The following is a 25,614-nucleotide window of genomic DNA, read 5'->3' as shown; positions in this document are numbered from 1 at the left end:
CGAACACAGAAGCGACTGAATCAGAGCGTGGAGGGGGTGGCGTGGATGGGAATTGACCAGACGTCGGAACCCGGTTCGGACACCAGGATCCCGGAGGCGAGCAAGGCGGTTCTCGAGGCCCTCCGGGCGGAGAATCGTGCCGCCGCCGCCCGCTTGCGTGCGTGTTACGCGCTACTCGACATCTGTGACGATGTGGAGTTCCAGCGGGCTATCGACGCCGGCTACGACCCGATGGGCGAGGAGCCGCAGGACTATGCACTGATCGATCCCTTTGACATCGCCTGCGCCGAGATCGTGGCCGCGTACGGCGTACATACCCACAGGGCGCGGGCGCTGATCAGGCTGTCGATCACGCTCGTCGACAACTTCCCCGCCCTACTGGAGGCCATGGAGAGCGGCCGCCTCGACGAGGACACGGCCAAGATGCTCGCGCGCCAGATGCGGGTCGTGGAACCGAGGTTCAGGTCCGCCGTGCAGAAGGCCGTGGCCGACTGGCTCCTGGGCGCGATCGACGCGGGGCAGCGGCCCGGCCGAGATCGGATTCTCAGCCAGACGGATCGCATCATCGAGGAGTCCGACCCGGACGGCGTCCTCGCCAGACGCCGGCGCGCGATCACCGAGCGGAACGTTCAGGTCCGTCGCAGCAGTGACGGCATGGCCCAACTCCATGCCTATCTGACGTCGGCGGAGGCGGCGGCACTGTACGAGGCGCTGCAGATGTCGGCGCGCGATCAGATCAAGAAGGAGAAGGACTCCCGCGGCGAGTCGACCCGGTACGTGGACGCGGGGGTATGCGACAACTCGTCCGGCCGGCGCATCGGCGAACGCCGCGCCGACGCCTTGGTCGACGCGATCCTCAGGCCGGAGCACGGCGCCGATCCCGGCTCTGCCCCTGAGCCGGACAGCGTCGCGGGCGAGCGCCTCGCGGGCGAGACTCCCCGGGCCCAGCTCCGGCCACACATCACCGTGCTCACCGAACTCGGCCCGGGCGGCGAGCCCGCCGTCTACATGCCCCGGGGCGGGCCGGCCACGATCGATGCCCTCATGGAGCTGCTGTCGCGCTGTGTCGGCGCCACCATCTCGGTCCCGGACCCCACGCCCGGGTCGGCTGACTCGCGCACGGCCGCCCGGCGCTATCGGATCAGTGCCGAACTGGCGCGCCGCATCCGGCTACGGGACGGTACCTGTCGGCACCCCGGGTGCTCGGTGCCGGCCGACGACTGCGATGTTGACCACGTCCGTCCCTTCAATCACTCTGATTCCGGCTCCGGCGGGTTGACCGTCGAGTTCAATCTCATGTGCCTGTGTCGGCGGCACCACCGCTTCAAAACCTTCCACGGGTGGAGGTACCAACTGGCGCGCGACGGCACACTGACCGTCACCACCAGCACTGGTCACACCCTCACCACCGAGCCGGACGGGCCGCTGGCGCGATGGCGCCAACGGCCGGACGAGGGGGCCTCCTCTGACGCCGGGCCACCGCGGCCGTGGCTCAGCCCTGAGCCGAAACCGACCTACTGGTTCCAGCGCATGCAACGCCAGGTCGCGGCACGTCGAGAGAACATCGCCGCCAGGCGTGTCCCCGAGCCCGGCGACCCCGGCTACGACCCGCCACCGTTCTGACCGAGGCGGGCCGCCGGCTCAGCGGTGCTTGAGAAGGACCGCCCGGATGCCCTCGTGGAATCCGTCACGCAGACGCACGCGCTGGGCCTCGGTGAGCGTGAACTCGTTGAGCATCTGGCAGGCGAACTGCAGCAATGGCCTGTCGATCGCCGGCGGAAGCACCCCGCCCGACAGGAGATGCGCGTCGTCGCGCTGCTCCTCGGTGGCGGCATGCTCGTACCACCAGGTGGCGTACTGCTGTCCCACGTCGAAGGGGGTCTGCTCACCGGAGGAGGTCCACACCTCCTCGGGCAGAGGTACGAACTTCGACCGCAGCGGACGACGATGCGGGGCCATCATCGACGGGCTCGGCCGCGCGGAGCCATTGGCCGTCGGCTCATCCGACGCGGGCGCAGCCGCGGCCGGCGACTCGGCCCGGGGCGCCGGCGGCACCTGGCCTGGCTTCGGCACTGCCGGCCGATCGGCCGGATCGGCCAGATCGGCAGGGCTGGCAGGGCTGGCAGGGCCGGCAGGGTCGGCAGGGTCCTCGCGGTGGGCGTCATCGACAATGGCCGCGCACTCCTCCTCGTCGGCCGCGAGCTCCTCGGCCTCGGCCGCGAGCTCCTCGTCGGCCACGGTCTGGCGCGTCTCGTCCGCCACGGTGGTCGCGGCGGCGCGGTCGGACCGCAACTGCACGTCGACCATGTCCACGGTCTCCTCCGCCTCCGGATCGCGGGTCTCCTCGCCGGGATGCGCAGGGCGCGGGGCCGCGGTGCGCACCTTCGGCGGGATCGGCCCCTCGAGGACTCGGATCTGCATGGCGTCGTGGAAGTCCGTGCGGGGATCGAGCACGGTCGTGGTGTCACAGGCGTGGCGCAGCGCGGACGAGATGGAATCCCAGCCGAATCCGACGAGGTGCATGCGCACGCCCGCGTCGACGGCCACCCGGACGCCCGGGATCATGTCGGCGTCGCCGGTGACCAGGACCATGTCGGAACAGTGCCCCTTGTACGCGGCCTGGATCATATCCGCGACCAGCAGGGTGTCGACGGCCTTCTGCGTCCGGCGCTCACCCCACTCGATCAGCTGACCGGCCCGCAACTGCACGCCCTCGATGACGCGCAGTGTCCGTTGATAGCGGTGTGGTCCTGAATCCGGGATGCCGTCGTACCAGTTCTGGCGCTGGACCGGCTGATCCACCAGACCGTGCGCGACCTGATCTAAACGGTGCACGACCGTGGCCAGAGAGATCTCCAGCTGACCGCGCGCCCCCTCCTCCCACGAGTTATAGAAACTTGCCAGTAGGTAAGACGTATCGACGAGGATCAGAGTTCGTTGAAGCATGATGATCACGACCTGTTCTGGTTGTCATTCGTTGACTTCCAGCATGCCGCAGGGCGCACGGACCCGCAGGGGTCGCTACCGAACAACGTCAGGAGTCTCTCGATGTCACAACCCTTCGCCACGCCGACCGACCTCAGTGGAAGGGTCGTGCTGGTCACCGGCGCCGCCCGCGGACAGGGCCGCGCCCACTGCGAGGCCTTCGCCGCTGCCGGCTGCGACGTGATCGCCCTCGACCTGTGCCGCGACATCGAGTCCGTGCCCTACCCGATGGCGAACCCGGCGGACCTGGAGGCCACCGCCGAGGCCGTGCGTGCGCTCGGACGGCGCTGCGTGACGGGCGAGGTCGACGTGCGGGACATGCCGGGGATGCGCGAGGCCGTCGACGCCGGTGTCGCCGAGTTGGGGGGCCTGGACTTCGTGGTCGCCAACGCCGGCGTCTCGCCTCAGCCCATCCCCTCGTGGGAGCGGACCGAGGAGGAGTGGGACTCCACCCTCGACATCAACCTCAAGGGCACCTGGGTCACCACCACCGTGGCGATTCCCCACATCCTGGCCACCGGCCGGGGCGGAGCGGTCATCCTCATCAGCTCGATGGTCGCGTTGCGCGGCGGCTCCTTCACCGCCAGCTACGCGACCTCGAAGTGGGGCGTCCGGGGCCTGGCCAAGGCCCTCGCCGGGGAACTGGGCTTCTCCAACGTGCGGTGCAACTCCATCCACCCCGGCAACGTACGCACGCCGATGATCGAGAACCCGTCGATGATCGCCATGATGTCCGGCGGACAGGGCACGACGCTCGAGGACACCGTCGAGACCTTCGCGGGCATGACCCAGATGCCGCAGCCGTGGGTCGAACCCGAGGCGATCGCCTCGATGGCCCTCTACCTGTGCAGTGATGCCGGCGCCGGCATCACCGGGGCCTCGATCCCCGTCGACCTGGGCGGAAGCGAGAAGTTCGGGCGCTGACTCACTGCGCTCGCCAGACACGAGAACGGCCCGGCCCCCGTCGAGGGAGCCGGGCCGCCTGCGCGGTGTTGTCTTGCGCTGTGTTGTCTTGCGCTGTGCGGGCTATCAGCCCTGCGGGGTCGTCGGCCGCGGGACGCTGATGGTCGATCCCGTGGCGCTCCACACCATGGTCCAGAAGATGTCCACCACGGGCTGGATGGCCTGCAGGAAAATGTCGTTCGCGTTGCTCATGTTGGTCCCCTCGTCAGTGTCTCTTCCCGGCGGCGTGCAACCGAGTACGTCCGGTATGTCGCCGCCAACCCGCCCGACGTTACACAACCGTGATATCCGTGGCGACTCCCACACTTTTCGCACTGGTCACGGCTGTGCCGCCCCGCCCTCACCCTGCGGTGGACTACCGCCCCGGAGTGTGACTCACCCGACAAAGCTAACCTACGGCACCGTAACTTACGGTACCGTAGCTTCATGGCAATCACCGACATCCCAGAGTTCGCACATCTCAGCGAGGATGACATCGAAGCGCTCGGCGCGGAGCTGGAGCAGATCCGTCAGGACATCATCGGCTCCCTGGGTGAGCGAGATGCCACCTACATCCGCAACACCATCCGCTTCCAGCGCGGCCTCGAGGTCGGCGCCCGGGCGCTGCTGATGGTGGGCTCACGCAACAAGACCGCGTGGGCGATCGGCGCGGGCGCGCTCGGCGTGGCCAAGATCGTCGAGAACATGGAACTCGGGCACAACATCATGCACGGGCAGTGGGATTGGATGAACGATCCCGAGATCCACTCCACCACCTGGGAGTGGGACAACGTGGGCACGTCCGAGCACTGGAAGCAGACCCACAACTACATGCACCACAAGTACACGAACATCATCGGCATGGACGACGATGTGGGGTACGGACTCCTCCGCGTGACCCGCGACCAGCGCTGGCACCCCTTCTACTACGGCAACCTGGCCTACAACACCGCCCTGGCGTTGCTGTTCCAGTGGGGCGTGGGGATCCAGTACCTGGAGCTGGGCAAGGTCGTGAAGGGCCGCGACGACCGCGAGGAGACCAAGCGCAACGTCGCCCTGTTCCTGCGCAAGGCCGGCCGCCAGCTCGCGAAGGACTACGTGTTCTACCCGGCACTGTCGGGCAAGGGCTGGAAGTCCACCATGACCGCCAACCTGGTGGCCAACGGCATCCGCAACGTGTGGACCAACGCCGTGATCTTCTGCGGCCACTTCCCCGACGGCGCCGAGAAGTTCACCAAGAAGGACCTCGCGAACGAGACGCGGGCCGAGTGGTACCTGCGCCAGATGCTCGGCTCCGCGAACCTCACCGGCGGCCCGGTCATCGACTTCATGTCCGGCAACCTGTCGTACCAGATCGAGCACCACCTCTACCCGGACATGTCGTCCAACCGCCTGGCGGAGGCGTCCGTACGGGTGCGCGAGGTGTGCGACAAGTACGACCTGCCGTATGTGGCCGGCTCGCTTCCGGTGCAGTACCTCAAGGCGTGGCGCACCATCGCCAAGATGTCACTGCCCAACCACATGCTCAAGGACACCGCCGACGACGCACCCGAGACCCACTCGGAGCGGATGTTCGAGGGGCTCCCCGAGCCGAAGCCGACCGCCGGGAACGGCAAGCGCGCCGGACTCAAGACGGCGCTACGCCAGCAGCGCGCCCGCCGTCGCGCGAAGAAGTACGTGCCGGTCTCCTGACCTGAATCGCACGCCGCCACGCCCTCGACACCTGATCAGGTGTCGAGGGCGTCCGTGATTTCGACGCCCCAGTTGTAGAACCGGCGATAGGCTGACCCCGGAAGTCGGCCGTACCAGTCCAGCACCAGTCACACACGACGACGGGAGTACCCATGGAGGACCGGCGAATGCTGATCGCCGACTCGGCGATCGAGGTCGTGGCGAGGGACGGCATCCGGGCGCTCACACACCGGGCCGTCGACTCCGAGGCGGGCCTCCCCTCCGGCTCGACCTCGTACTACTGCCGCACCCGGGCACAATTGGTCGGTCTCACCGTCGACCGGGTCACCTCGCTGCTGCGGGGATTCGTCGAGGTCTCGGGAATCCAGGAGCTGGCGTCCACGAACGCCGACGACGTGCTGGGGGTGCTCTCCCGCATGATCGAGGCCCTGCTCGCCGACTACCGCGGCGAGCTGGCCGCGCGGTCCGCGCTCATCATCGAGCTCTCCGGCAAGGAGGACACCACCGATCTCGTGTCCTCACTGCTGGACCCCAGCGACCTGACCAACGCGCTCGACGCCACCGGGATGCGTGAGCCGGCAGTCGCCGCGATGGACCTCCTCGCCGTCTTCGAGGGCCTGATCTGGGAGCGCACCGTCGGCCGCCTCGCCGGCCAGGCCGTCGACCGCGCGCACGACTCCGAGCTGCTCAGCGCCGCGCTCGCACGCCACGAGCACCGCGGCCCCCGCAACCTGTTCGGCCTGCGCCGCTAGCCAGGCGCCGCCAGCCCCACAGCACCATCCCGAGCCCCCGACGCCCTGCCCCCAGGCCGTCGGGGGCTCGCCTGTCTGCACGTGAGCCTCGTCGCGTAGCCCTGCACCGCCTCCGAGATTTTGTATACTAAACGAGTGCCACGGCCCTCACTCACCACCCCGACCGTTCGCGACGCGATCCGCGACCGCATCCTCTCCGGCGATTACGCGCCGGGATCCCGCCTGATAGAGCAGCGGATCGCCGCCCAACTCGAGGTGTCGCGGGTCCCCGTCCGGGACGCCCTGCGCGACCTCCTCGCCGAGGGACTCACCCGCGAGCGACCGGCCGGCGGGATGGAGGTACGGCACTACTCCGAGGCCGAGGTCGACGAGCTGATCGTCCTGAACGAAGTCCTCGAAACGGTGCTGGTCGTCCGCCTCGCGGAAGAGGCGGACGAACTCGTCGTCGTCGCCCTCCACACGGCCACCTCGGAGGCCGGCGCGGCGATCGAGGCCGGGGACACCACCCGCGCGATCGCCCTCAACGCCCGCTTCCACGACGTCCTGTTGGACCAGGCGAGCGGGAGCATCACCCACGAACTCCTCAACACCATCCGGCCACGCCTGGCCTGGGTGCACCGACAACACGGCGACGCCGCGGTGCTCCACGCCGAGCACGTGGCGATCGTCAACGCGATCGCCGCCGGCGATACCACCGCGGCGGCCGCGCTCATCCACTCCCACTCCGCCTCCAGCCGGCAGGCAGTCCACGACCTGAAGGACCCCACATGACCCGTCACCGCCCGCGAGGAGCTGGAACCACCGTCGGCGTGACCGCCCTGGCCCTGCTCCTCACCGCCTGCGCCACCGATACCTCGACCGATGCCGCCCCCACGCCCGAGGCGGCCCCCACCACGGTCGTCACCGAGACCGCGACGCCCGCCACCGCGCCCACCCTCAGCCCCGAGGAACAGCAGCGGCTCGACACCGAGCTCATCGCCGCCGCGTGGGCCGACGACGTGCCCGCCGCGCGTGAGCTCATCGCCCGCGGTGCCGATGTGAACGCGACCGACGACACTGTGCAGAGCGCCTACCTCATCGCCACCTCGGAGGGGTACACCGAACTGCTCGACCTGGCCCTCGCCAACGGTGCCGACATGACCTCGCTGGACTCCTACGACGGCACCGGCCTCATTCGCGCCGCCGAACGCGGGCACGCCGATATCATCGGACGTCTCATCCGCCACGGCGTGGACATCGACCACGTCAACAACCTCGGCTGGACCGGGCTGCACGAGGCGCTCATCTTTGCCGACCAGGCCGGAGGCCCCGCGCGCGGTGACAGCACCGACTTCGTGGACAGCGTGCGCGTGATCGTCGCCGCCGGGGGTGACCTCACGATCCCCGCGCAGCAGGACGGCACCACCCCGCTCGAACTGGCGCGCAGCCACGGGCTGACGTCGCAGGCGAGCCTGATCGAGCAGGCCGTGGCCGCCGACCGCGCCGACGCGCCAGGCCGCGACGCCGACACTGAACTGCTGCAGGCCGCAGCGAGCGGTGACCCTGACGCTGCGGCGCTCGCGCTGCGCCGGGGCGCGGACATCGAGACCCGCGACGCGCAGGGCCAGACCCCGCTGGTCGTGGCCACCAAGAGCACCCATCCGCGCGTCGCCGCGCTCCTGCTCTACCTGGGCGCCGACCCGGACGCGCAGGACGACATCCAGGACTCGGCGTTCCTGTACGCCGGCGCCGAGGGCCTGGACGAGATCCTCACCCTGACCCTGGCGCACGGCGCGGACGTGACCAGCACCAACCGCTTCGGCGGCACCGCGCTCATTCCCGCCGGCGAGGGCGGCTACGCGAGCACCGCACAGATCCTGGTGGATGCCGGGGTGCCCGTGAACCACGTCAACGACCTCGGCTGGACCGCCCTGCACGAGGCGATCATCTACGGTGACGGCACCGGCGGCCATCTCGAGACGATCCGCATCCTGCTGGCCGGCGGCGCGGATCCGACCCTGCCCGACGGCGACGGCACCTCGCCGCGCGACCTGGCCGCCGGGCGCGGCCAGGGGCAGGTCGTCGCCCTGCTCGAGGAGGGACCGTGACCGAACACGACAAGTATGACGACGACGACATCACCCACCTGCGCCGCTGTGTGGAGTTGGCGGCGGAGGCGGTCGACGCCGGGGACGAACCGTTCGGGTCGCTCCTGGTCGACGCCGCCGGGCGGATCCGGTTTTCCGACCGCAACCGCATCTCCGGCGGCGACGCCACCCGGCACCCCGAGTTCGCGATCGCGCGGTGGGCCGCCGAGAACCTCACCCCCGACGAGCGCGCGGCGGCGACCGTCTACACCTCGGGCGAGCACTGCCCGATGTGCAGCGCAGCGCACGCCCTCGTGGGGCTCGGTCGCATCGTGTTCGCCTCCAGCGGTGCGCAGTACGCGGCGTGGATGGCCGAGCTCGGCGTGAACCCGGGACCGGTGGCCGGTCTGCCGATCACGCAGGTCGCGCCGGACGTCCCCGTTGCCGGCCCTGTGCCTGAGCTGGCCGACGAGGTACGCCGGCTCCACGAGCGGGCTGCACGGAGTGCTGCTAGTCCGTGATCGCCTCGAGCGGCCCGGTCTTGGCCGCCCGGTGCGCCGGCCACAGTGAGGCCAGCACACCGACGAACGCCGAGCACACCAGCACGATGCCGATCATCCCCCACGGGATGGTGGTCATCTGCAGCCCGCTGGACGCCAGCACGGTCACGAACGCCCAGCCCAGGTAGACGCCCACCGCAGCACCGATCAGCGCGCCGAACACGGCGATCTGCGTGGACTCGAGATTGACCGTTCGCCGCACCTGCGACCGTTGCATGCCGACGGCGCGGAGCATCCCGATCTCGGTGCGCCGCTCGATCACCGACAGCGCCAGCGTGTTGACGATGCCCAGCACCGCGACCACCAGGGCCAGCCCCAGCAGGGCGTAGATGATCGTGAGCAACTGGTCGACCCCGCCGGTCTGCTGGTCGATATACTCCTGCTTGCTCTGCACCATCGCGATGGGGGTGTCGGCCAGTTCCGCGGTGACCGCCTCCCGGGCCTGGTCCGAGGTGAATCCCTCCGCCGGAGAGACCAGCACGTTGAACGTGGTCCGCAGGTTCTCCGGCACCAGGCGCTCATACACGTCCCTACCGGTGTAGAACTGGCCCAGCACCTGCGAGTCCTCGTAGACGCCGGTGACGCGCAGGGTGGATTCGCTGCCGTCGGGCCCGACGAGCGGCACGGTGCTGCCGTACGTCCAGCCCTTGTCGCGGGCCACGGAGCGGGAGACGACGAGCGAGTCCTCGGCCGGCTGGAGCGAGCCGTCCACGACGGTCGCGTCGATCATCTCCTCGACCGGGCCGCCCGCGGCGGAGATGAGTTGCTGCTCCCCGCCGAGTACGCCGAACCCGAACGCCAGGTACGCGACCTCGCCGACCTCGTCGACGGCGGAGATCCGCTCCTCGATGGCGCCGGGCAGCGGCACCGGCGGCCCCTGCGAGGCGACGCCCTGGACGACGACGTCCGCCTTGATGTCCTGGTCGATGATGCCGCTGATGCTCTCCTTGGTGGTGGCGCCGAGGGTGCCGAACGCCGCGACCAGGGTGAGCCCGAGGGTGAGCGCGAACGCGGTCGCCGCGGTGCGGCGGGTGTTGCGCCCGGCGTTGGTCGCGGCCAGCCGACCGACCGCACCGAAGGGCGCGCCGATGATTCGGCCGATACCGCCGGCGATGGGCCGCGCGAGGGCGGGCATCACCAGGAAGCTGCCGACAATCAGGGCCGCAGCGCCGACGCCGACGGTGATCGCGCCGGACTTGGTGGTGTCCTGCCACGTGCCGATGAGCGCGAGCGCGACACCCGCGACGACCGCGAGGACGCCGACGTACGTGCGCATGCCGCCGCCGGCCTCGGTGGCGACGGAGCCGACGCGCATACCCTGCACGGGGGCGACGCGTCCGGCCCGCCGGGCGGGGGCCCAGGCGGAGAACAGGGTGACGACGAAACCCAGCACCAGCGGCGTGACCACCGACGAGGTGGCGAGCGCCAGGTCGCCGGCCGGGATGCCCAGGTCCAGGGCGTCGAGCACCATGAAGATCGCCTGCGCCAGCCCGAACCCGGCCACCACACCGATCGCGGATCCGACGATCCCTGTGACGGCGGCCTCGGCCAGCACCGACCGGGTGATCTGACCCCGGGAGGCGCCGATCGCCCGCAGCAGTGCGAGCTCCCGCAGCCGCTGCGCGACCAGCATGGAGAAGGTGTTGTAGATGATGAACGTGCCCACGAGTAGCGCGATCAGGCCGAACGCCACAAAGAAGTAGTTGATGAAGTCCAGCATCGTGCCCAGCTGGTCCGAGAGCCGCTCCTTGACCTCCTCGCCCGTGCTGACGGAGAAGTCGGGGTACTCGGCCGCGATGGCGTCCCGCAGCTCGCCTTGGCCCACGCCCTCCTCGGCGCGGACGGAGACGCTGCTGGCGTTCTCGCCGTCGCTGAACAGCGCGCGGGCCTGCTCGGAGGTGAAGCCGACGCCGACGTAGCCGCCGACGTCGGTGTCGCTGGTGTAGGCGCCGACGACGGTGACGTCGATCATCCCGTTCGAGGTGGTGTACACCTGCGCGGTGTCGCCGATCGCCAGGCCGGCCCCCTCGAGCACGCCCTCGGGCAGAACGACCTCGCCGTCGGCGGCGGGCGTGCGCCCGTCGACCATCTCGTTGCTGCTGCCGACCGCCTGCTCGGGATCGATCCAGGCCAGGCCCTCGGAGGGGGCCCCGCCGGACTGGTACGGGGTGCCGTCGGCGTTGAACAGCACGACCGTCCCGGACACCTCGGGCATGGCCGCGGCGACGCCGGGCATCTCCCCGAGCCGGTCGGCCACCTCGAACGGCACCCCGGCACCGCGCGGATCATCGGGCTCGATCATCACCGACAGGTCGGCGGTGCCCTGCTCGAGCAGCCCGTCGAAGGTGCTCTTGAGCGTGGAGGTGAACACGAGCGAGCCCGTGACGAACGCGGTCCCCAGCACCACGGCCAACACCGACAGCAGCAGCCTCAGCTTGTGCGCGGCGATGTTGCGCAGGGAGACCCGCAGCATCGGCCGCGCATGCCGCGGTGCGTGCTCGTCGGGTCGGGAGTGGCGGGCCTGGTGTTTCGCGGGGGTCATCACCGCTCCTCGAGGTCGCCCATGGCGGCGAGGATCTCGTCCGCGGTGGGGCTCTCGAGTTCGCGCACGAGCCGCCCGTCGGCGAGCAGCAGGACGCGGTCGGCGTAGGTGGCGGCGCGCGGGTCGTGGGTGACGATCACGACGGTCTGCCCGAAGTCGTCGGCCGCGCTGCGCAGGATGGACAGCACCTCGGCGGAGGAGGTGGAGTCCAGGTTGCCGGTGGGCTCGTCGCCGAACAGGATGTCGGGCCGGCCCACGAGTGCGCGGGCGCAGGCGACGCGCTGCTGCTGCCCTCCCGACAGCTCGGACGGCCGGTGCGAGAGCCGGTCGCCGATGCCCAGGCGCCCCACGACCTCGTCGAACCACGCGCGGTCGATGCGGTGGCCGGCGATGTCCTGCGGCAGCGTGATGTTCTCCTCGGCCGTGAGGGTGGGCACGAGATTGAAGGACTGGAACACGAAGCCGATCCGGTCGCGCCGCAGTGCGGTGAGCTGCTTGTCCGGAAGGCCCACGATCTCGGTGTCGCCGATGCGTACGGACCCGGAGGTGGGCCGGTCGAGCCCGGCCATGCAGTGCATGAGGGTGGATTTGCCGGAGCCGGACGGCCCCATGATGGCGGTGAACCGGCCCTTGGCGAAGGTGGCGCTGACGTGGTCCAGGGCGCGCACCTCGGTCTCGCCCTCGCCGTAGGTCATGACGAGGTCGGTGGCGATGGCGGCCACGGGCTCCGCGGCGCCGGGCTGCTGGTGGGTCTCGGCCTGGGTGGTCATGTGCTCCCTCGCAAGGTGGTGGTCGACTAAAGCATGCAGCATCCGGGGACCGGGACGGATCAGGGATGGCCCTGGTTTCCACCCTGATCGGGCTCGGGCTCATCGGGCGCGGTCGGCCACTGCTCCAGTGTGCGACGGGTGGTGAACCTGCGCCGCTCGCCGGAGACGGGATCGGTGAACGCGATCGATTCCGCCAGCAGCTGCAGCGGGCGGGTGAAGTCGCCGGGGGTCACCTCGAGCACGTCGGGGTACAGGTCGTCGCCGAGGATCGGCGTACCCAGGGCGTTCATGTGCACGCGGAGCTGGTGGGTGCGGCCGGTGGTGGGCTCGAGGCGGTAGAGGCCCAGTCCGTCACGGGCGTCCAGCAGCGTGATGCGCGTGTGTGCGTCGGCCTCGCCGTCGACCTCGGCGGCCTGGAGGATGCCGCGCGTCTTGACGATCCGGCTGGACCGCTCGCGCACCTCGGGCGTGCCGTCCGGCGCCGGCGCCACGGCGAGGTAGGTCTTGTCGACGCGGCGGGCGGCGAAGAGTTCCTGGTAGGCGCCGCGGTGCGCGGGGTCGGCGGTGAACACCAGCACGCCGGCGGTGAGCCGGTCGAGGCGGTGCGCGGGCGCCAGGTCGCCGAGTCCGTGATGGTCGCGGCGGAGCCGCACCAGTGCGGTCTCGGTGACGTGCCCGGCGCGCGGCGTGGTGGCGAGGAAATGCGGTTTGTCGACGACGACGAGGCGGTCATCCCGGTGCAGCACCACGAGGTCGAAGGGCACCTCGGTCTCGGGCCCGGGGGTCCGGTACATCCACACGTCCATCCCCCGGTGGCGCCTGGTCTCGCCGGTGACGGGGCTGCCGTCGGCGGTGACGACCTCACCCGCGGCCAGTGCAGCCTCGAGCTCGGCGAGCCGGTCGGGGAAGCGGCGCCGCAGTTCCTCGGGGATGCTGCGGGGCCCCTGGCCGGGGTCGGCGAGCCGGATGCGGACCGGGTCGACGCCGTCGCGCAGGGGCAGCGGCCGGCGGCTGCGCCGGGAACCAGAACTGGACATACCCCCGAGCCTAATCCGTGCGTTACACTCACCTGCGCCTCATCTATCACTTCAGCACCAGGAGCAACCATGATCGACGCCGTCGTCGACTTCTTCCTGTTCGGCCCGGGCCGCGCGATCCTGCCCGCGTTCCAGGGCAGCTTCAACCTCGCCTACCCGTCGAACGCCCCGTTCCCCGAGGCGGCGTAACCCCGTTCGCCCACCCTTCGCCAAGCCGCTTCCGCAGGCCGATCCCGGCGGTACGCTGACGGCATGGCTTCCCTCGAGAACACCGTTGTAGTCGGTGTCGACGGCTCTGCTGCGTCCACCGGCGCAGTCGCCTACGCCGCCAACACCGCCGCCACCCGTGGCATCCCGCTGCTGCTCGTCACGAGTTACACCATGCCGGCGGCCATGTTCGCCGAGGGCATGGTGCCGCCCCAGCCCGTCTACGACGAGCTCGAGCGCGAGTGCCACCCGATCATCGAGAGCGCCAGGGCCACCGCACAGAAGATCGCTCCGGAGATCCAGATCGGCCACGCCGTGGTCGAGGGCAACCCCGCACAGGTGCTCATCGACTACTCGCGCAAGGCCAAGCTCATCGTCCTGGGCTCCCGCGGCCTGGGCGGCATCAAGGGCATGGTCCTGGGCTCGGTCTCCGCGGCCGTCGCCAGCCACGCGTTCTGCCCGGTGGTGGTGACCCGCACGGACACCGATCAGCCGGACAGCACCGGCCCCGTCGTGGTGGGTATCGACGGCTCCGAGATCAGTGCCCGGGCCACCGACTGGGCGTTCGCCGAGGCCTCGGCCCGCGGCGCCGAGTTGATCGCCGTCCACACCTGGATGGACCCGCAGGTCCAGGCCGCGGCCGCCGGGATCGCCCTCACGGACGACGACTGGAGCCAACTCGAGGAGCAGCAGCACCAGACGCTGGCCGAACGGCTGGCCGGCTTCGCCGACCGCTTCCCGGACGTGAACGTCACCCGCTACGTGACCCGGGACCGCGCGGTCCGCGCCCTGGTCGAGCAGTCCGAAGGGGCACAGCTCGTCGTCGTCGGATCCCACGGGCGTGGCGGCTTCGCCGGCATGGTCCTGGGCTCGACGTCCCGCGCGCTGCTCCAGGCCGCGCCGTGTCCCGTGATGGTCGTCCGTCCGGAGGCCCACGAATGAGCGGGGACCCCGGCAGCGCCGAGGACATCCGGGTCCGTGAGGACGAGGTCGCCGGCCGCTTCGAGATCCTGGTCGACGACGTGGTGGCCGGGTTCGCCGACTATCAGGACGCGCCCGGGACCGGCACGGCCTCCGGGGTGCGCACCTTCCCGCACACCGTCGTGGCCACCGAGTTCGGCGGTCGCGGTCTGGCCGGCCGGATGATCGGCGAGGCCCTACAGCAGACGAGGGGCAAGGGGCTCCGCGTGAATCCCGCCTGCTCGTTCGTCGCCCGGTACATCGAGAAACACCCGGACTCGGCCGACCTCGCCTGAGCAGCGCCGGGCCCACAGCCGGACACGGCGCGGTAACGGATGAGCGACGTTTAACCGCACAGTGGAGTGGACCGGAAGCGTCCGTGGCCGGATCGTGTTCTCCTGAGTGAGCGGCCCACCCCTGGGCCGAGAACGACTCTCGGAAAGGACAACCACCATGCTGTGGAGCATCATCTCCTGGATCATCGTCGGTGGAATCGCCGGCTGGATCGCGTCCATGATCATGGGCCGGAACGCCCAGATGGGATTCGTCGCCAACGTTGTCGCCGGAATCGTCGGCGCGTTCGTCGTAGGCCTTATCGTCTCGCTGATCACCGGGGGTGGCGGCATGCCGGAGGCCTTCTCGCTGTGGGGCTTCATCGCGGCGATCATCGGCGCGTGTCTGCTGATCTGGGTGGTCGCGGCCGTCAAGGGCCGCGGGCGCACCAAGGTCTGACCCCACCACAACCCTCACGAACCCGTACGATCCAGCGGCCCGGCCTCCCACGCGGAGCCGGGCCGCTGGCCCCCAGGCAGGAAGGCAGGAAGGACTCCGACATGGGATTTCTCGACAAGGGCCTGGCCAAGGCCAAGGAACTCGCAGGCAAGAACCCGGACAAGGTGGACTCGGTCATCGACAAGGCCGGCGACATGTTCGACAGGAAGACCGGCGGTAAGCACGCCCAGCACACGGACCGCGTGCAGGAGAAGGCCGGCGAGTTCCTCACCGGACGCACTGCCGACGCCCCCGAGGTGCCCGACGCGCCGGACGGCACCCCCACCCCCGATCCCGGCCCCGAGCAGGGGGGTCGCCCGCCGGCCTGACCGGCACGGCTCGACACCCTTCGAGCACCCGTTGCCAGATCTTCGGGGCCGGCGCCCGCTCCACGCGGCACCGGCCCTGCGGTGTCGGTGGTCACAGCCGATAGTCTGTAACCCGTGACGAGTACACGGTCGACCAAGCCCGGGCCGCGGGAGCGGCTCCTGGCCACGGCGACCCGTCTGTTCTCCACCGACGGGATCCGGGCCGTGGGCATCGACCGGATCCTGCGCGAGGCGGGCGTGGCCAAGGCCAGCCTCTACAACACGTACGGGTCCAAGGACGAGCTCGTGGTGGCCTACCTACGATCGGTGGCCGAGCGGGACCGGGTGCTGTGGCGACGCCGCGCCGACCGCTCGCCCGATGCCCGGGGCCGCGTCCTGGCCCTGTTCGACATCATCCGCGAGCGGGTCGAGCCCGCCACCCCCGGCTCCTGCCACATCGCGGCCGCGATCGAGTTCCCCAGCCCCGACACCGACGGCGAGCGCTCGATCCGTGCCGCGGTCGCCGACCAGCGCGCCTGGGTCGCCGAGACCCTGCGCGCCGAGCTGGCCGGGATGGGCCTGCAGGACCCGGACAACATCGCCGACCTCGCGGACCGGTTGGCGCTGCTCCACGACGGTGCCGTCACCGCCGCGATGCTGGGCGAGGTCCAGACCACGTCCATGACCGCCCGAAGCATGGCCGAGCTGATCCTGGGCATGATCACCGACCCCATCTGACCCGGGCCGGTCACTGCGCGAGGCGGGGGCCGACCAGCTCGGCCACCTGCTGCGCCGGGCCGGCCTCCTCGTTGACCGTCTGCACCGCCAGCAGCTGGTCGCCCCGGGACAGCACGACCAGCGCGCCGGCCGCGCCCCCGGTGCGGGCGCCGGCCCAGCCACCGTCGGCGGTGGCCTCCTCGGCCGTGTCCTCAGGCGCGGACTCGGCCACCAGCTCGCGCGCCCGCTCGGCGGAGTCGACCGTATAGACGGTGGTCGTGAGGACCACGGAGCCGTCCGTCCCGTAGAAGAAGCAGGCGGCCGGGTCGATACTCTCGTCGATCCGCACCTCGGTGACCGGGGCGGCGCCCGTCTCCGCCGCCTCGGCCACCGACAGGTACGGGCAGTCCGCGGCAGCAGCCGGCTGGACCGGCGGCAGTTCCCGCTCCGGGGCCGGCAGCGGTTCGGTCCTGATGGTGCCGGTCTCCTGATCGGAGCCCGTCCCACCGCATCCGGCGAGCACGGCGAGGAGCGCCACGGAGGCTGACGCGAGGGCGGCGGCGGTGCGAGTGGTCATGCCAGCCAGGATAGGGCGGAGGCCGCTCCGTAACATCGACGGCAGTCGATCACACGAGGTACGGACAGGAGGGCCGAGATGAGCAGCACCGAGTCCTCCGGCCCGCCGGGCATGAGCCGCCGCCGCGCGGTGCGGGTCCGCATCAGCGGCGTGGCGCTCGACCTGGTGCTCGAACGCGGGCTCGACGACGTCACCGTCGACGAGATCGCGCGCGCCGCGAACGTCTCCCGGCGTACGTTCTTCAACTACTTCCCGTCCAAGGTCGCCGCGTGCATCCCCTACGTGCCGCCCGCCGAACCCGAGGCGGTGCAGCTGTTTCTGTCGGACCGGTCGGTGCCCACCATGACGGCGCTGTCGCGGTTGATGTGGAACCAGGTGTCGACGGCCCGGCGCGAGTCCCCCGAGTTCGACCGCTTCCACGACCTCTGGCGGCACGAACCGGGCATCCAGACCGAGATGCACGCGCTGTTCGCGCGGCTGGAGGGCCGGCTCGCCCAGCTGGTGTGCCAGCGGGAGGGTCTGGCCCCCGACTCGGTCGAGGCGGCCACGGTGGCGGCGGCCTCCATCGCGATCCTGCGGGTCGCCGTGGAGCGGTGGCGCACCGACGAATCCGGGGCGCTGCTGGAGAACCTGATCGACGAGTCGTTCGACGCCGTCACCGATGCGGTGATCCTACGGCCCGACGACTCCTGATCCCGGCGCCCGGCAGGCCCCGAGCGCGCGCACGAGCCGCTGCCCCATCCGCCGGTACGCCCGCGCCTCGCGACGTCCGGCGCCGGGCAGGACGTAGGCCGAACCGGGGCGCCACGTGGTGCGGACCGTCGCCGTCACGGCGCCGGTGTCCGGATCCAGATCGACGTGGCAGCGGTGCTCGGCCACCGCGGGGTTGCCCTCGAGGGTGCCGACGACGAGCCCCTGCCGCAGCGACTCGTCGGTCCTGTCGACCACCCGGCAGGGGCCACGCATGGGCCCGTCCAGCAGGTCGACGTCCGACGGCAGGCCCCGGTCTGCCCCGACCAGCCGGAACCCGGCACGGCAGTGGGCGTCCAGGCCGAGGAGGTCGTCGGAGGTGACGTCGAACAGGGCCGTCCCCTCGCCGAGCCGGGACGTCAGGGAGATCTCCGCCCAGCCCTCGGGGGCGTGACATCGACCGGGACCGGCGAGGATCGAACGCTGATAGCCGAGCGCCCGGCCACCCAGCTGCGCCGGTCGGCGGTCTCGCCCGGTGACGGTGTCAGAAATCGGCTCCACGACATGCAGTCTCACCAGACCAGTTGAGCGGACGGCACACTCTCGGTGAACGTCGGACGTCAAGACGGTGACGCCGATCACAGAGTCGGCCCGTCCGGGTGGCGGGCAGGAGCGGAGGCGGGACCCGCGACCCCGCGCCGTAGGATCGGGGACATGCGTTCCTCGCTGCGTTCGACTTCGCCGTCCCCGTCCCGCGGCGTCACCGGAGCGCTGGCCGCCGTGGCCGCGCTGACGCTCGCCGGCTGCTCGGGTCTCGGCGACGAGGCGGAGTCCGGCCCGCCGCGACTCACCCCGAACCTGCAGATGGACGCCGCCGAGGCGATGATCGCGAGCAGCGGTTCCGCCAACGAGCGACTCAACGCCTGCGAGATGCTCGACCTGACGACCGCCGAGGTCATCACGCTCACCGATGCCGAGATGCCCGACGTGGAGCCGACCGGCTCCGGCGACCTGGGCCTGATCTGTACCTACGGTGGCCCGGGCTCGCCCGATCGAGCCGAGGCCGCGACGGGCACAGGTTCCGACGACAATCTCGACGACCCGGACGACTCCGACGGCCTTGATGGCACCGACGACCTGGACGGCACCGACGGTGCCGACGAGACCGACCCCTGGAACCTCGGCGCGACCACCACGACCGCCACCACGGAAGCCCCCGCCCCGCCAGCCTTCGAGCCGGGCATCGTGCCGGACACCTTCGCCGCCGGCGTCGTCGAGCCGCAGGGCGGAGCGGAGGCGGCGCTCGCCGGACAGCCGCTGATGCTCGGCGCGCGCTACGCGTGCTCGGAGGTCCGCGGCACACTGGCCGCCACCGTCGAGGGGGCGCCACCCGCCGCACCCGGCGCACCGGGCCCCGTCTCGCCACCGCTGGCGACCGCCTTCATCGATTGCCTCGCCGCGCCGACCGGCGGCGGCGTGGAGGTGCACACGATCCTCGTCACCGGCGACTACCTGTGGCACATCACGTTGGCCCAGCCGGAGACCGCTCGCAGCCCGGAGGCGGAGGCCGAGGCGCTGGCCGGCCTACACCGGGTCGCCCGTCAGATCCTGGCCTGAGCGGCGCGCACCGCCGGCAGCACGGACCAACGCACCTGGAATGCTGTATTCCATGCTCGGCGACATCGGTCCACCCCTTCTGATCGTCGCGGCGGTGTCCGTCGTCCTCGGCACGGTACTGCAGCGGGTCAGCGGGATGGGGGTCGGGCTCGTGGTGGCGCCGACCCTGTCGCTGATCCTCGGGCCCGTCGCCGGAGTCCTGCTGACCAACGTGACCACCACTTTTTCCGCTGCTTTCATCGCGATCATGCTGCGTCGCGACATCGACTGGCGTCGGTATCGCCGTCTCGCGCCCCTGATCGTCGTGGGGTCCGTGCCCGGCGCACTCCTGGTCGGCGCCGTCGATCGCAGCTGGCTCGAGATCATCATCGGGGCGGCGTTGCTGGGCACGCTTCTCATGACGTCGATCGCGCGCATCCCGCAGGTCAGCGGCCCTTTCCCTGCTGCGGTGGCCGGCACCGCCGGAGGGTTCCTCAACACCGCGGTGGGGGTGGCCGCTCCCGCGATGCTGGTCTACGCGCAGGCGACTGGTTGGAGACAGCGGTCCTTTGCCGCGACCCTTCAACCGATTTTCTGCACCATGGGCGCCACGTCCGTGATCACCAAGATCGGCGTCGGCGCCGCGCCCATTTCCGAGCTCCCACCGATGATCGTCATCGGCCTCATCGTGGCGATGGTGCCGCTCGGCGTCCTCCTGGGAGGAGTCCTGGCCCGGCGGGTCTCCGCAGAGGCGGGCCGCAGGGTTGCCGTCGTGGTGGTCACCGCCGGCGCTGTCCTGCTCCTCGGGCGGGGGCTCGGGCATGCTGCCGGGATCATCTAGCTTCGCGTCTCTCGAGAGTTAGAGGCGGGCTGGAGGCCAACTAGAGAAACGGCGTCGGAGCCCCTCAGCTTCCGACGCCGTTCCCGTATTCGGCGGATCGCGCATCGCGCGCTCACGCCGCCTCGCATGCCTGTCCGGCCGCGGGCCAGCACCCCCCCAGGTGCTCCGGTCCGTATGACCGGCCCCTCAGCGTGAAGTCGTGGTCCCTCAACCAGTCCTTCACCTCGCCACCTCCCTCGGTTGGTGACTGATTGGACTATATGTTGCGCCCACAGCGCGATCAAGCCGGTGAACTGCGATTATTCTACTGACTTTCGGTCAGTAACACCTCTCGCGGCATCTACCTGCACTTCCCTCCGCGTCGATGCCAACAAACGATGGCAGGGTTTCGCGCCGCGCCGGACCGGGCGCCACCGCGCCCGTATCGCCGCAGCGCCCGCGGGATGTACACGGCACCCGGATTCGCGGTAGTGTTACGCAAGTTATCTGAGTGACTGGTGTGATTAGTGTTTCTAAGTACTGAACGCCGGCCGTCTCGGATCGCCTTCCCCGAACACCGCCGCCCGCCCGCGGCACGCGCCCCGAGGAGATCGATGCACCGCCGCACCCGTTCGACCGCCGCCGTCCTTGCCGCCGCCGGTCTCGTCGTCGTCGGACTCTCCCCCGCCGCCTCCGCACAGTCACTCGCCGGCGGCTTCGGCTCCTCCGGCTCGGCCGGCGCGGTCGGCATGGAGACAGCGCCCCTACCCACCTTCCTCATGCCCGGACTGCCCGTCCTGACGGTCCCCGCCCTGGCCCCCCAGCGGCCGTCGATCGAGGCGCAGGTCGCCTCGGTCTACCCCACCCGCGACGAGACCGTCGGCGTGGCGCAACCGGTCATGATCACCTTCGACCGCCCCGTCGCGGACCGCGCGGCCGCCGAGGCGGCGGTGGGGATCCGCACCACGCCCGGCGTCGAGGGCAAGTTCTACTGGGTCGGCGACACGGAGCTGCGCTGGCGGCCGCACGAGTTCTGGCCGGCCGCCACCGCCGTCACCGTCTGGGCGGGCGGCGCGGAACACACCTTCCGTACCGGCGACGCCGTGGTGTCCACCTACGACGACAACACCCACGAGGTCACCGTCACCCGCAACGGCGTGGTCGAGCGCGTCATGAAGGCCTCCGCCGGCCGCGACGCCTACCCCACGCACAACGGCATCTACTACAACGGCTGGCGCGCCCGCGAGGTCCACATGGACTCCGCGACGTGGGGCCTGGCCCAGGATGCCGGCGGCTACGACACCGTGGTCAACGACGGGGTGCGACTGAGCTACGACGGTATCTTCATCCACTCCGCCCCGTGGTCCGTCGCGGACCAGGGCGCGCGCAACGTCTCGCACGGTTGCATCAACATCAGCCCCGAGGACGCGGCCTGGTACTACGAGAACACCGGCAACGGGGATCCGTTCATCGTCATCAATGGCCCGGGCAAGCAGTTCGGCGCCTTCGACGGGCAGGGCGACTGGAACTACTGACGAGCACCGGGCGACCGCTACCGCGGTGGCACCGGCGCCAGGACCCCCAGCACCTGGTCGGCGGCCACACATCGCGGTGGGTGCGCTTCGGCGGGCGCACCTTCCGCCGGGGCGAGCGCGTCGGCCACCAGGTCCGCGGCGCGCGGTGAGGCGAGCACGGTCAGGTGCCCCGAGCGGTCGGCCTCGCACCCGTCCTGCAGGCGCACGACCTGCAGGTCCACCCAGTCCGGGACGATCGGCGCCACGACGGGCCCGGTGAGCTCGTCGTAATCCGAGGACACCGCCACGTACCGCACCCCGCGCGCGAACGGCACGCCCTCATCGCCCAGCCACGCCAGGGTCGCCTCGGCGTCGCGTCGCGTGGTCTCCGCGGACAGCACCCCGAGCATCGCGGTGACGAACTCCGGCGGCCCCTCCCCCGATTTCGCCGGGTCCGCGCCGAGCGTGACCACGGTGTGCACCGCGTCCGCACGGACGGTCGCCGCGACGAACGACGCCACGATCGCCCCCTGCGAGTGCCCCACGAGGTCGACCCGGTCGGCGCCGGTGAGCCCCCGCACGCGGTCGATCTCGGAGGCCAGTTGCGGCGCCGACGCCCCCGTCAACGAGTCGAGTCCTCCCGTCGAGCCCATACCCTCGGGCGCCCCGACGGTGGGCGCCCACACGCAGAAACCCTCCGCGGCCAGCGCCGTGCCGATGGTCGCCCACGAGTTGCCGCCGTTGAGCCCGGTGCCGTGGACGAGGATCACCGGGTGCGGGCGCTCTGCGGTCGGGCGGCAGTCGTCGCGGTTCAGGGCGGGCGGGTCGGCCAGGCCGTGCGTGAGTTGATACGCCGCGCCGTCCCACCACCGCCACGGGACATGGTCGGCGGTGGGTGTCGGCGGTGAGGGTGTCGGGGATGTGGGGGCAGCCGCCGCGAGCCCGGGGGTGACGACGACGAGGGCTGCCGCCGCGAGCAGGTCAGCGATCGCAGAGCGGTTCACGAGCCCGGCAGCGATGGGATCGGTCCCACGTACGGAGCCACTGCCTCGCAACGGGGTTCACGCGGATTGGCCGGGTCGAGGGCGTTGAGAATGAAGTCGGCGGTGCGGCCGTCCGCCGCGATGCCCAGATGCTCGGCGTGGTTCTGCTCGCAACCCTCCTGGATGATCACGTTGGCGGCGTTCGACCCCTCCACGATCCCTGAGGTGAACGGCTGAACCACCTGCTCGTGGACGGTCACCAGGTTGAGGTAGTTCACGCCCGAGGCGTACGGACTGCCACCGGCCCACAGGGTCTCGAGCATGTCCGAACCCGCGGCCATCTGACCGAGCGACGGCGCGATCTCCTCCGCCCGTCCGCGATCCCCGCTGGCCAGCGCGGTGCCGATCGCCCCGGATCCGGTCCCGCGGGAGCCCTCCCACAACGGTGCGATCGACGCGACCGTGTTGATCTTGCCCGGCCGACCGACCTTGGCCACCAGACCCGAGACGAGAGTGCCCTGCGAATGACCGATCAGATCCACTTGCTCGGCTCCGGTCGATTCCAGGACTCGGTCGAGGAACTCACTGACCTGGGGCACCGAGACCTCGGTGATGTCCGCCAGCCCGCCGAGCAGGCTCACCGGCCACGGCTGACCGGGCAGGGCGCCGTAAGTCAGGGTGTAGACGCAATACCCCTCGTTGTGCAGCAGCGGACCGTAGGTGGCCCAGTTTGTCACCGCCCCGCCGGAGGTACCGTGCACCAGCACGACCGGCCTGGGTTTGTCCGGGGTGGGGCGGCACGACCAGTCGTTGGCCCCCGGCAGTTCGGACCCCGGGGCGGTGAGCGCCTGGGCGGCGCCGGTGAAGAACGAGTACGGAACGGGCAGCGGGGCCCGCATCGATGGGTCGGTGGCGGGCTGGGCTGCGGCAGGCTGGGCAGTGGCGGCGCCCGCCCCGGACACTGCGAGCGTCACGGCGGCGAGGAGAGTGCAAGCGGCGCGCAGGATTGTCATGCGCCTATTAAGCCACGGCCGTACGACATCTGACCTGGATAACCGGGACAGCTCACGAACCGCCCGGCGCCCGTTCCACTGTCGACTCACAGCGGGGTTCGCGGGGCGTCGCCGGATCGAGCGAAGCGAGGACCAGGTCTGCCGCACGACCGTCAGCGACGATCGCCGTGTGTTCGGACCGGTTCTCCTCGCAGCCGTCCTGCAGGACCACGTTCGTGGCCAGCGGCCCCTCGACGATCCCGGCGGTGTACGGGGTGACCAACTGGTCGTAGCGCGTCACCACGTTGAGGTAACGCACGCCGGGCGCGTACGGAGTGCCGCCCTCCCACAGCGCCTGGGACGCCGCCGAGTCCGGGCCCATCTGGCTCAACGCGGGCGGCAGGACCCGGTTGACCTGGTCCAGGAGCCCGGGCACGGACTCCAATCCCTCCAGTGCCTCCGATTCCGAGTTGTCCCAGAGGGGCGCGAGCGAGGCCACCGCGTGCACGCGCCCCGGGCGGCCGACCTTGGCCACCAGACCGGAGACGAGGGTGCCCTGCGAGTGGCCCACCAGGTCCACCTGCTCGGCCCCCGTGGCCTCGAGCACGCGATCCACGAACCCGCCGACCTGCGGAACCGACACCTCGAGGATGTCCGCCAGCCCACCGAGTTCGCTGATCGGCCACGGCTGCCCCGGCAGGGCCCCGTAGGTCAGCGCGAACACGCAGTAGCCCTCGTTGTGCAACAGCGGGCCGTAGGTCCCCCAGTTGGTCACGGCCCCACCCGCGGTGCCGTGCACCAGCACCACGGGACGAGGCTTGTCCGCCGAGGGCCGGCAGGACCAGTCGTTGGCGCCGGGCAGCTGACCGCCCGGCGAATTCAGCGCACCCGCGACACCCTCGGCGAACGAAGTCGGCACCGGGATCGGGGCCCGCGCCGCCGGATCCGTAGCCGGGGCAGCCGCGGGGGTCGGGGCCGGGGCCGCGGGGGCGGCTGCCGCGCCGGCGAGCACGAGGAGCGCGGCGGCCACTACCGCCCCTGCGCTGGAGAGGATCTTCATCTGGCCATTAAGCCACGGCCGGTGATCACCGGCAGGTCCTTTGCGTAGACCAGGCCAGGCTCCGCCGCGGCCACGGCCTCGATCGAGTTGACCAGTCGCATGGCGGTGATGAGCATGCCGGAGACGTTGTGGTCGCCGTGGGCATCGTGGTGGGTGAACTCCACCCGCATCTCCGGCTGGCCGGAGATCTCCACGCGGTAGCAACCGTCGCCGTGGTCGGGCCGCGGCCAGTCGGGCGCCTGATCGTGCGCGGTGCGGGTGACATGCTCGAGGATGATGCGGTCCTCGCCGTCGACCTGCCCCACCACCTCGAACCGCAGGGCCGCCTGCGACCCGGCGGGCACCTCACACGCCAGCAGCGACAGGTCACGATCGGCCGCGAGCCGCTCGTGCCGCTCGACCAGCGGCTCGTCCAGGGTCACCTCCAGCGCGGCTGCGAGCTGACGGACCACCGAACCCCAGCCCGCGGCGAGCATGCCCGGCCGCAGCAGCGGTGGCAGGGTCTCCATGGACTGTCCGAATCCGAACAGACGCCGCATGGTCTCGCCCTGGTGATACACGGAGTAGTCCGCGATCTCGCCCACGCGGATCAGGTCGATCCGCCGGGACAGACTCGTCATGACCAGGGGCAGCACATCGTTGGCAAAGCCCGGGTCGATGCCGTTGACGTGCAACGTCGCGCCGCCCTCGCGGCCCGCGTCCGCGAGCGCGGTGATCATCTCTTCGGGGATAGTCCCGTGCGGGTATTGCAACAGCACCGGCCCGGAAGCCACCACGTTGATCCCGGCGCGCAGGAACTCGGCGAAGTCCTCGATCCCGCCCATGAACCGGGTCTCGGTCTCGGCCGTGTAGAGCACCGCGTCCGGCTTCAGTGCGAGCAGCGCCGCGCGGTCATCGGTTGCGACGACCCCGAGGTCGCGGTCCAGCCCGGCCAGCCGTCCGGCGTCGACCCCGACCTTGGCCGGGTCGGAGACGAACACGCCCACCAACTCGAGTTCGGGCCGGGCGTGGATCGCCTCGACCGCCATCCGCCCCAGGTACCCGGTCGACCACTCCACAACGCGAATCGTCAT

Annotated in this window: 27 protein-coding genes; 16 read left to right on the top strand and 11 right to left on the bottom strand. The window is 70.8% G+C overall.

Translation table 11 applies throughout. The features are described from left to right. Positions 1-45: 45 nt before the first annotated feature. The gene (locus ACWGLC_RS14020; protein ID WP_452100466.1) at positions 46-1,623 is read left to right on the top strand and encodes a DUF222 domain-containing protein; all 1,578 of its coding nucleotides are present in this window, start codon (positions 46-48) and stop codon (positions 1,621-1,623) included. Between the two features lie 18 nt (positions 1,624-1,641). Here the strand turns inward: ACWGLC_RS14020 and ACWGLC_RS14015 are convergent, their stop codons facing one another. Continuing rightward, positions 1,642-2,946 (bottom strand): NYN domain-containing protein, encoded by a 1,305-nt coding sequence (locus ACWGLC_RS14015; protein WP_452100465.1) that lies wholly within the window; start codon positions 2,944-2,946, stop codon positions 1,642-1,644. A 102-nt stretch (positions 2,947-3,048) separates the two neighbouring features. On the opposite strand from ACWGLC_RS14015, the gene ACWGLC_RS14010 reads away from it, so the two are divergent. Then, a complete protein-coding gene (locus tag ACWGLC_RS14010; RefSeq protein WP_452100464.1) occupies positions 3,049-3,909 on the top strand; it encodes a mycofactocin-coupled SDR family oxidoreductase in 861 nt (286 codons plus the stop codon). A gap of 105 nt (positions 3,910-4,014) precedes the next feature. Here ACWGLC_RS14010 and ACWGLC_RS14005 read toward each other — a convergent pair whose 3' ends face one another. Further along, positions 4,015-4,140, bottom strand: a complete 126-nt coding sequence (locus ACWGLC_RS14005; protein WP_269075136.1) for a hypothetical protein — start codon at positions 4,138-4,140, stop codon at positions 4,015-4,017. A gap of 234 nt (positions 4,141-4,374) precedes the next feature. Between ACWGLC_RS14005 and ACWGLC_RS14000 the strand changes: the two genes are divergently transcribed. The 5 genes from ACWGLC_RS14000 (at position 4,375) to ACWGLC_RS13980 (ending at position 8,958) form a co-directional block, all read left to right on the top strand. After that, a complete protein-coding gene (locus tag ACWGLC_RS14000; RefSeq protein ID WP_452100463.1) occupies positions 4,375-5,619 on the top strand; it encodes a fatty acid desaturase family protein in 1,245 nt (414 codons plus the stop codon). Positions 5,620-5,771: 152 nt separating this feature from the next. After that, the gene (locus ACWGLC_RS13995) at positions 5,772-6,371 is read left to right on the top strand and encodes a TetR/AcrR family transcriptional regulator (RefSeq protein ID WP_452100462.1); all 600 of its coding nucleotides are present in this window, start codon (positions 5,772-5,774) and stop codon (positions 6,369-6,371) included. Positions 6,372-6,506: 135 nt separating this feature from the next. Continuing rightward, positions 6,507-7,142, top strand: a complete 636-nt coding sequence (locus ACWGLC_RS13990; RefSeq protein ID WP_452100461.1) for a GntR family transcriptional regulator — start codon at positions 6,507-6,509, stop codon at positions 7,140-7,142. After that, positions 7,139-8,458, top strand: coding sequence for an ankyrin repeat domain-containing protein (locus tag ACWGLC_RS13985; RefSeq protein ID WP_452100460.1), 1,320 nt, complete (start codon positions 7,139-7,141; stop codon positions 8,456-8,458). The genes ACWGLC_RS13990 and ACWGLC_RS13985 overlap by 4 nt, the downstream gene beginning before the upstream one ends. Then, positions 8,455-8,958 carry a nucleoside deaminase gene (locus ACWGLC_RS13980; RefSeq protein ID WP_452100459.1) on the top strand — a complete coding sequence of 168 codons (504 nt, stop codon included), beginning with the start codon at positions 8,455-8,457 and terminating at the stop codon, positions 8,956-8,958. Before ACWGLC_RS13985 ends, ACWGLC_RS13980 begins: the two co-directional genes overlap by 4 nt. On the opposite strand, the gene ACWGLC_RS13975 is transcribed toward ACWGLC_RS13980, so the two are convergent. Genes ACWGLC_RS13975 through ACWGLC_RS13965 form a run of 3 tightly spaced genes read right to left on the bottom strand, consistent with a single transcriptional unit; the run spans position 8,948 to position 13,346 of the window. After that, positions 8,948-11,539, bottom strand: coding sequence for an ABC transporter permease (locus tag ACWGLC_RS13975; protein ID WP_452100458.1), 2,592 nt, complete (start codon positions 11,537-11,539; stop codon positions 8,948-8,950). The genes ACWGLC_RS13980 and ACWGLC_RS13975 overlap by 11 nt on opposite strands. Then, positions 11,539-12,309: an ABC transporter ATP-binding protein gene (locus tag ACWGLC_RS13970; protein ID WP_230930575.1), complete on the bottom strand. Its 771-nt coding sequence runs from the start codon at positions 12,307-12,309 to the stop codon at positions 11,539-11,541. Before ACWGLC_RS13970 ends, ACWGLC_RS13975 begins: the two co-directional genes overlap by 1 nt. 59 nt (positions 12,310-12,368) lie before the next feature. Then, on the bottom strand, positions 12,369-13,346 hold the full coding sequence (locus ACWGLC_RS13965; RefSeq protein ID WP_452100456.1) for a pseudouridine synthase: 978 nt from the start codon (positions 13,344-13,346) through the stop codon (positions 12,369-12,371). 252 nt (positions 13,347-13,598) lie between these two features. On the opposite strand from ACWGLC_RS13965, the gene ACWGLC_RS13960 reads away from it, so the two are divergent. The 5 genes from ACWGLC_RS13960 (at position 13,599) to ACWGLC_RS13940 (ending at position 16,330) form a co-directional block, all read left to right on the top strand. Beyond that, on the top strand, positions 13,599-14,495 hold the full coding sequence (locus tag ACWGLC_RS13960) for a universal stress protein (protein WP_452100455.1): 897 nt from the start codon (positions 13,599-13,601) through the stop codon (positions 14,493-14,495). Beyond that, positions 14,492-14,809 carry a GNAT family N-acetyltransferase gene (locus ACWGLC_RS13955; RefSeq protein WP_452100454.1) on the top strand — a complete coding sequence of 106 codons (318 nt, stop codon included), beginning with the start codon at positions 14,492-14,494 and terminating at the stop codon, positions 14,807-14,809. The genes ACWGLC_RS13960 and ACWGLC_RS13955 overlap by 4 nt, the downstream gene beginning before the upstream one ends. 157 nt (positions 14,810-14,966) lie before the next feature. Then, the gene (locus ACWGLC_RS13950) at positions 14,967-15,245 is read left to right on the top strand and encodes a GlsB/YeaQ/YmgE family stress response membrane protein (RefSeq protein ID WP_230930571.1); all 279 of its coding nucleotides are present in this window, start codon (positions 14,967-14,969) and stop codon (positions 15,243-15,245) included. 101 nt (positions 15,246-15,346) lie between these two features. Next, the gene (locus tag ACWGLC_RS13945; protein ID WP_452100453.1) at positions 15,347-15,613 is read left to right on the top strand and encodes an antitoxin; all 267 of its coding nucleotides are present in this window, start codon (positions 15,347-15,349) and stop codon (positions 15,611-15,613) included. 114 nt (positions 15,614-15,727) lie between these two features. Then, positions 15,728-16,330 (top strand): TetR/AcrR family transcriptional regulator, encoded by a 603-nt coding sequence (locus ACWGLC_RS13940; protein ID WP_452100452.1) that lies wholly within the window; start codon positions 15,728-15,730, stop codon positions 16,328-16,330. A gap of 10 nt (positions 16,331-16,340) precedes the next feature. Here ACWGLC_RS13940 and ACWGLC_RS13935 read toward each other — a convergent pair whose 3' ends face one another. Next, positions 16,341-16,886 carry a DUF2020 domain-containing protein gene (locus ACWGLC_RS13935; RefSeq protein ID WP_452100451.1) on the bottom strand — a complete coding sequence of 182 codons (546 nt, stop codon included), beginning with the start codon at positions 16,884-16,886 and terminating at the stop codon, positions 16,341-16,343. Positions 16,887-16,964: 78 nt separating this feature from the next. Between ACWGLC_RS13935 and ACWGLC_RS13930 the strand changes: the two genes are divergently transcribed. Further along, entirely contained in the window at positions 16,965-17,579 is a 615-nt protein-coding gene (locus tag ACWGLC_RS13930; protein WP_452100450.1) for a TetR family transcriptional regulator, read from the top strand. On the opposite strand, the gene ACWGLC_RS13925 is transcribed toward ACWGLC_RS13930, so the two are convergent. Then, positions 17,559-18,137 (bottom strand): DUF1990 family protein, encoded by a 579-nt coding sequence (locus ACWGLC_RS13925; protein WP_452100449.1) that lies wholly within the window; start codon positions 18,135-18,137, stop codon positions 17,559-17,561. The genes ACWGLC_RS13930 and ACWGLC_RS13925 overlap by 21 nt on opposite strands. A gap of 153 nt (positions 18,138-18,290) precedes the next feature. On the opposite strand from ACWGLC_RS13925, the gene ACWGLC_RS13920 reads away from it, so the two are divergent. From ACWGLC_RS13920 to ACWGLC_RS13910, 3 genes are all read left to right on the top strand, one after another. After that, on the top strand, positions 18,291-19,193 hold the full coding sequence (locus ACWGLC_RS13920) for a hypothetical protein (protein ID WP_452100448.1): 903 nt from the start codon (positions 18,291-18,293) through the stop codon (positions 19,191-19,193). 52 nt (positions 19,194-19,245) lie between these two features. Then, entirely contained in the window at positions 19,246-20,013 is a 768-nt protein-coding gene (locus ACWGLC_RS13915) for a TSUP family transporter (protein ID WP_452100447.1), read from the top strand. 593 nt (positions 20,014-20,606) lie between these two features. Next, a complete protein-coding gene (locus ACWGLC_RS13910) occupies positions 20,607-21,527 on the top strand; it encodes a L,D-transpeptidase (RefSeq protein ID WP_452100446.1) in 921 nt (306 codons plus the stop codon). 17 nt (positions 21,528-21,544) lie between these two features. Here the strand turns inward: ACWGLC_RS13910 and ACWGLC_RS13905 are convergent, their stop codons facing one another. From ACWGLC_RS13905 to ACWGLC_RS13890, 4 genes are read right to left on the bottom strand one after another with little or no spacing between them, the layout of a single operon-like run. Beyond that, a complete protein-coding gene (locus ACWGLC_RS13905; RefSeq protein WP_452100445.1) occupies positions 21,545-22,510 on the bottom strand; it encodes an esterase/lipase family protein in 966 nt (321 codons plus the stop codon). Next, positions 22,507-23,502, bottom strand: a complete 996-nt coding sequence (locus tag ACWGLC_RS13900) for an esterase/lipase family protein (RefSeq protein WP_452100444.1) — start codon at positions 23,500-23,502, stop codon at positions 22,507-22,509. Before ACWGLC_RS13900 ends, ACWGLC_RS13905 begins: the two co-directional genes overlap by 4 nt. Positions 23,503-23,554: 52 nt before the next feature. Beyond that, complete coding sequence (locus tag ACWGLC_RS13895; RefSeq protein WP_452100443.1) at positions 23,555-24,541, bottom strand: esterase/lipase family protein; 987 nt, start codon at positions 24,539-24,541, stop codon at positions 23,555-23,557. Then, the gene (locus tag ACWGLC_RS13890; protein ID WP_452100442.1) at positions 24,538-25,614 is read right to left on the bottom strand and encodes an NAD(P)H-dependent amine dehydrogenase family protein; all 1,077 of its coding nucleotides are present in this window, start codon (positions 25,612-25,614) and stop codon (positions 24,538-24,540) included. The genes ACWGLC_RS13895 and ACWGLC_RS13890 overlap by 4 nt, the downstream gene beginning before the upstream one ends.

Source organism: Dietzia sp. NPDC055877, assembly GCF_053615975.1.
Note: the sequence above shows the minus strand (reverse complement) of the source record. Positions and strands in the feature narration are given on the sequence as shown.

Coding starts and splice junctions, on each gene's coding strand:
- ACWGLC_RS14020 (WP_452100466.1), top strand. CDS start 46: ATGGGAATTGACCAGACGTCGGAACCCGGTTCGGACACCAGGATCCCG.
- ACWGLC_RS14015 (WP_452100465.1), bottom strand. CDS start 2,946: ATGCTTCAACGAACTCTGATCCTCGTCGATACGTCTTACCTACTGGCA.
- ACWGLC_RS14010 (WP_452100464.1), top strand. CDS start 3,049: ATGTCACAACCCTTCGCCACGCCGACCGACCTCAGTGGAAGGGTCGTG.
- ACWGLC_RS14005 (WP_269075136.1), bottom strand. CDS start 4,140: ATGAGCAACGCGAACGACATTTTCCTGCAGGCCATCCAGCCCGTGGTG.
- ACWGLC_RS14000 (WP_452100463.1), top strand. CDS start 4,375: ATGGCAATCACCGACATCCCAGAGTTCGCACATCTCAGCGAGGATGAC.
- ACWGLC_RS13995 (WP_452100462.1), top strand. CDS start 5,772: ATGGAGGACCGGCGAATGCTGATCGCCGACTCGGCGATCGAGGTCGTG.
- ACWGLC_RS13985 (WP_452100460.1), top strand. CDS start 7,139: ATGACCCGTCACCGCCCGCGAGGAGCTGGAACCACCGTCGGCGTGACC.
- ACWGLC_RS13975 (WP_452100458.1), bottom strand. CDS start 11,539: ATGACCCCCGCGAAACACCAGGCCCGCCACTCCCGACCCGACGAGCAC.
- ACWGLC_RS13970 (WP_230930575.1), bottom strand. CDS start 12,309: ATGACCACCCAGGCCGAGACCCACCAGCAGCCCGGCGCCGCGGAGCCC.
- ACWGLC_RS13965 (WP_452100456.1), bottom strand. CDS start 13,346: ATGTCCAGTTCTGGTTCCCGGCGCAGCCGCCGGCCGCTGCCCCTGCGC.
- ACWGLC_RS13960 (WP_452100455.1), top strand. CDS start 13,599: ATGGCTTCCCTCGAGAACACCGTTGTAGTCGGTGTCGACGGCTCTGCT.
- ACWGLC_RS13955 (WP_452100454.1), top strand. CDS start 14,492: ATGAGCGGGGACCCCGGCAGCGCCGAGGACATCCGGGTCCGTGAGGAC.
- ACWGLC_RS13950 (WP_230930571.1), top strand. CDS start 14,967: ATGCTGTGGAGCATCATCTCCTGGATCATCGTCGGTGGAATCGCCGGC.
- ACWGLC_RS13945 (WP_452100453.1), top strand. CDS start 15,347: ATGGGATTTCTCGACAAGGGCCTGGCCAAGGCCAAGGAACTCGCAGGC.
- ACWGLC_RS13935 (WP_452100451.1), bottom strand. CDS start 16,886: ATGACCACTCGCACCGCCGCCGCCCTCGCGTCAGCCTCCGTGGCGCTC.
- ACWGLC_RS13930 (WP_452100450.1), top strand. CDS start 16,965: ATGAGCAGCACCGAGTCCTCCGGCCCGCCGGGCATGAGCCGCCGCCGC.
- ACWGLC_RS13920 (WP_452100448.1), top strand. CDS start 18,291: ATGCGTTCCTCGCTGCGTTCGACTTCGCCGTCCCCGTCCCGCGGCGTC.
- ACWGLC_RS13915 (WP_452100447.1), top strand. CDS start 19,246: ATGCTCGGCGACATCGGTCCACCCCTTCTGATCGTCGCGGCGGTGTCC.
- ACWGLC_RS13910 (WP_452100446.1), top strand. CDS start 20,607: ATGCACCGCCGCACCCGTTCGACCGCCGCCGTCCTTGCCGCCGCCGGT.
- ACWGLC_RS13900 (WP_452100444.1), bottom strand. CDS start 23,502: ATGACAATCCTGCGCGCCGCTTGCACTCTCCTCGCCGCCGTGACGCTC.
- ACWGLC_RS13895 (WP_452100443.1), bottom strand. CDS start 24,541: ATGAAGATCCTCTCCAGCGCAGGGGCGGTAGTGGCCGCCGCGCTCCTC.
- ACWGLC_RS13890 (WP_452100442.1), bottom strand. CDS start 25,614: ATGACGATTCGCGTTGTGGAGTGGTCGACCGGGTACCTGGGGCGGATG.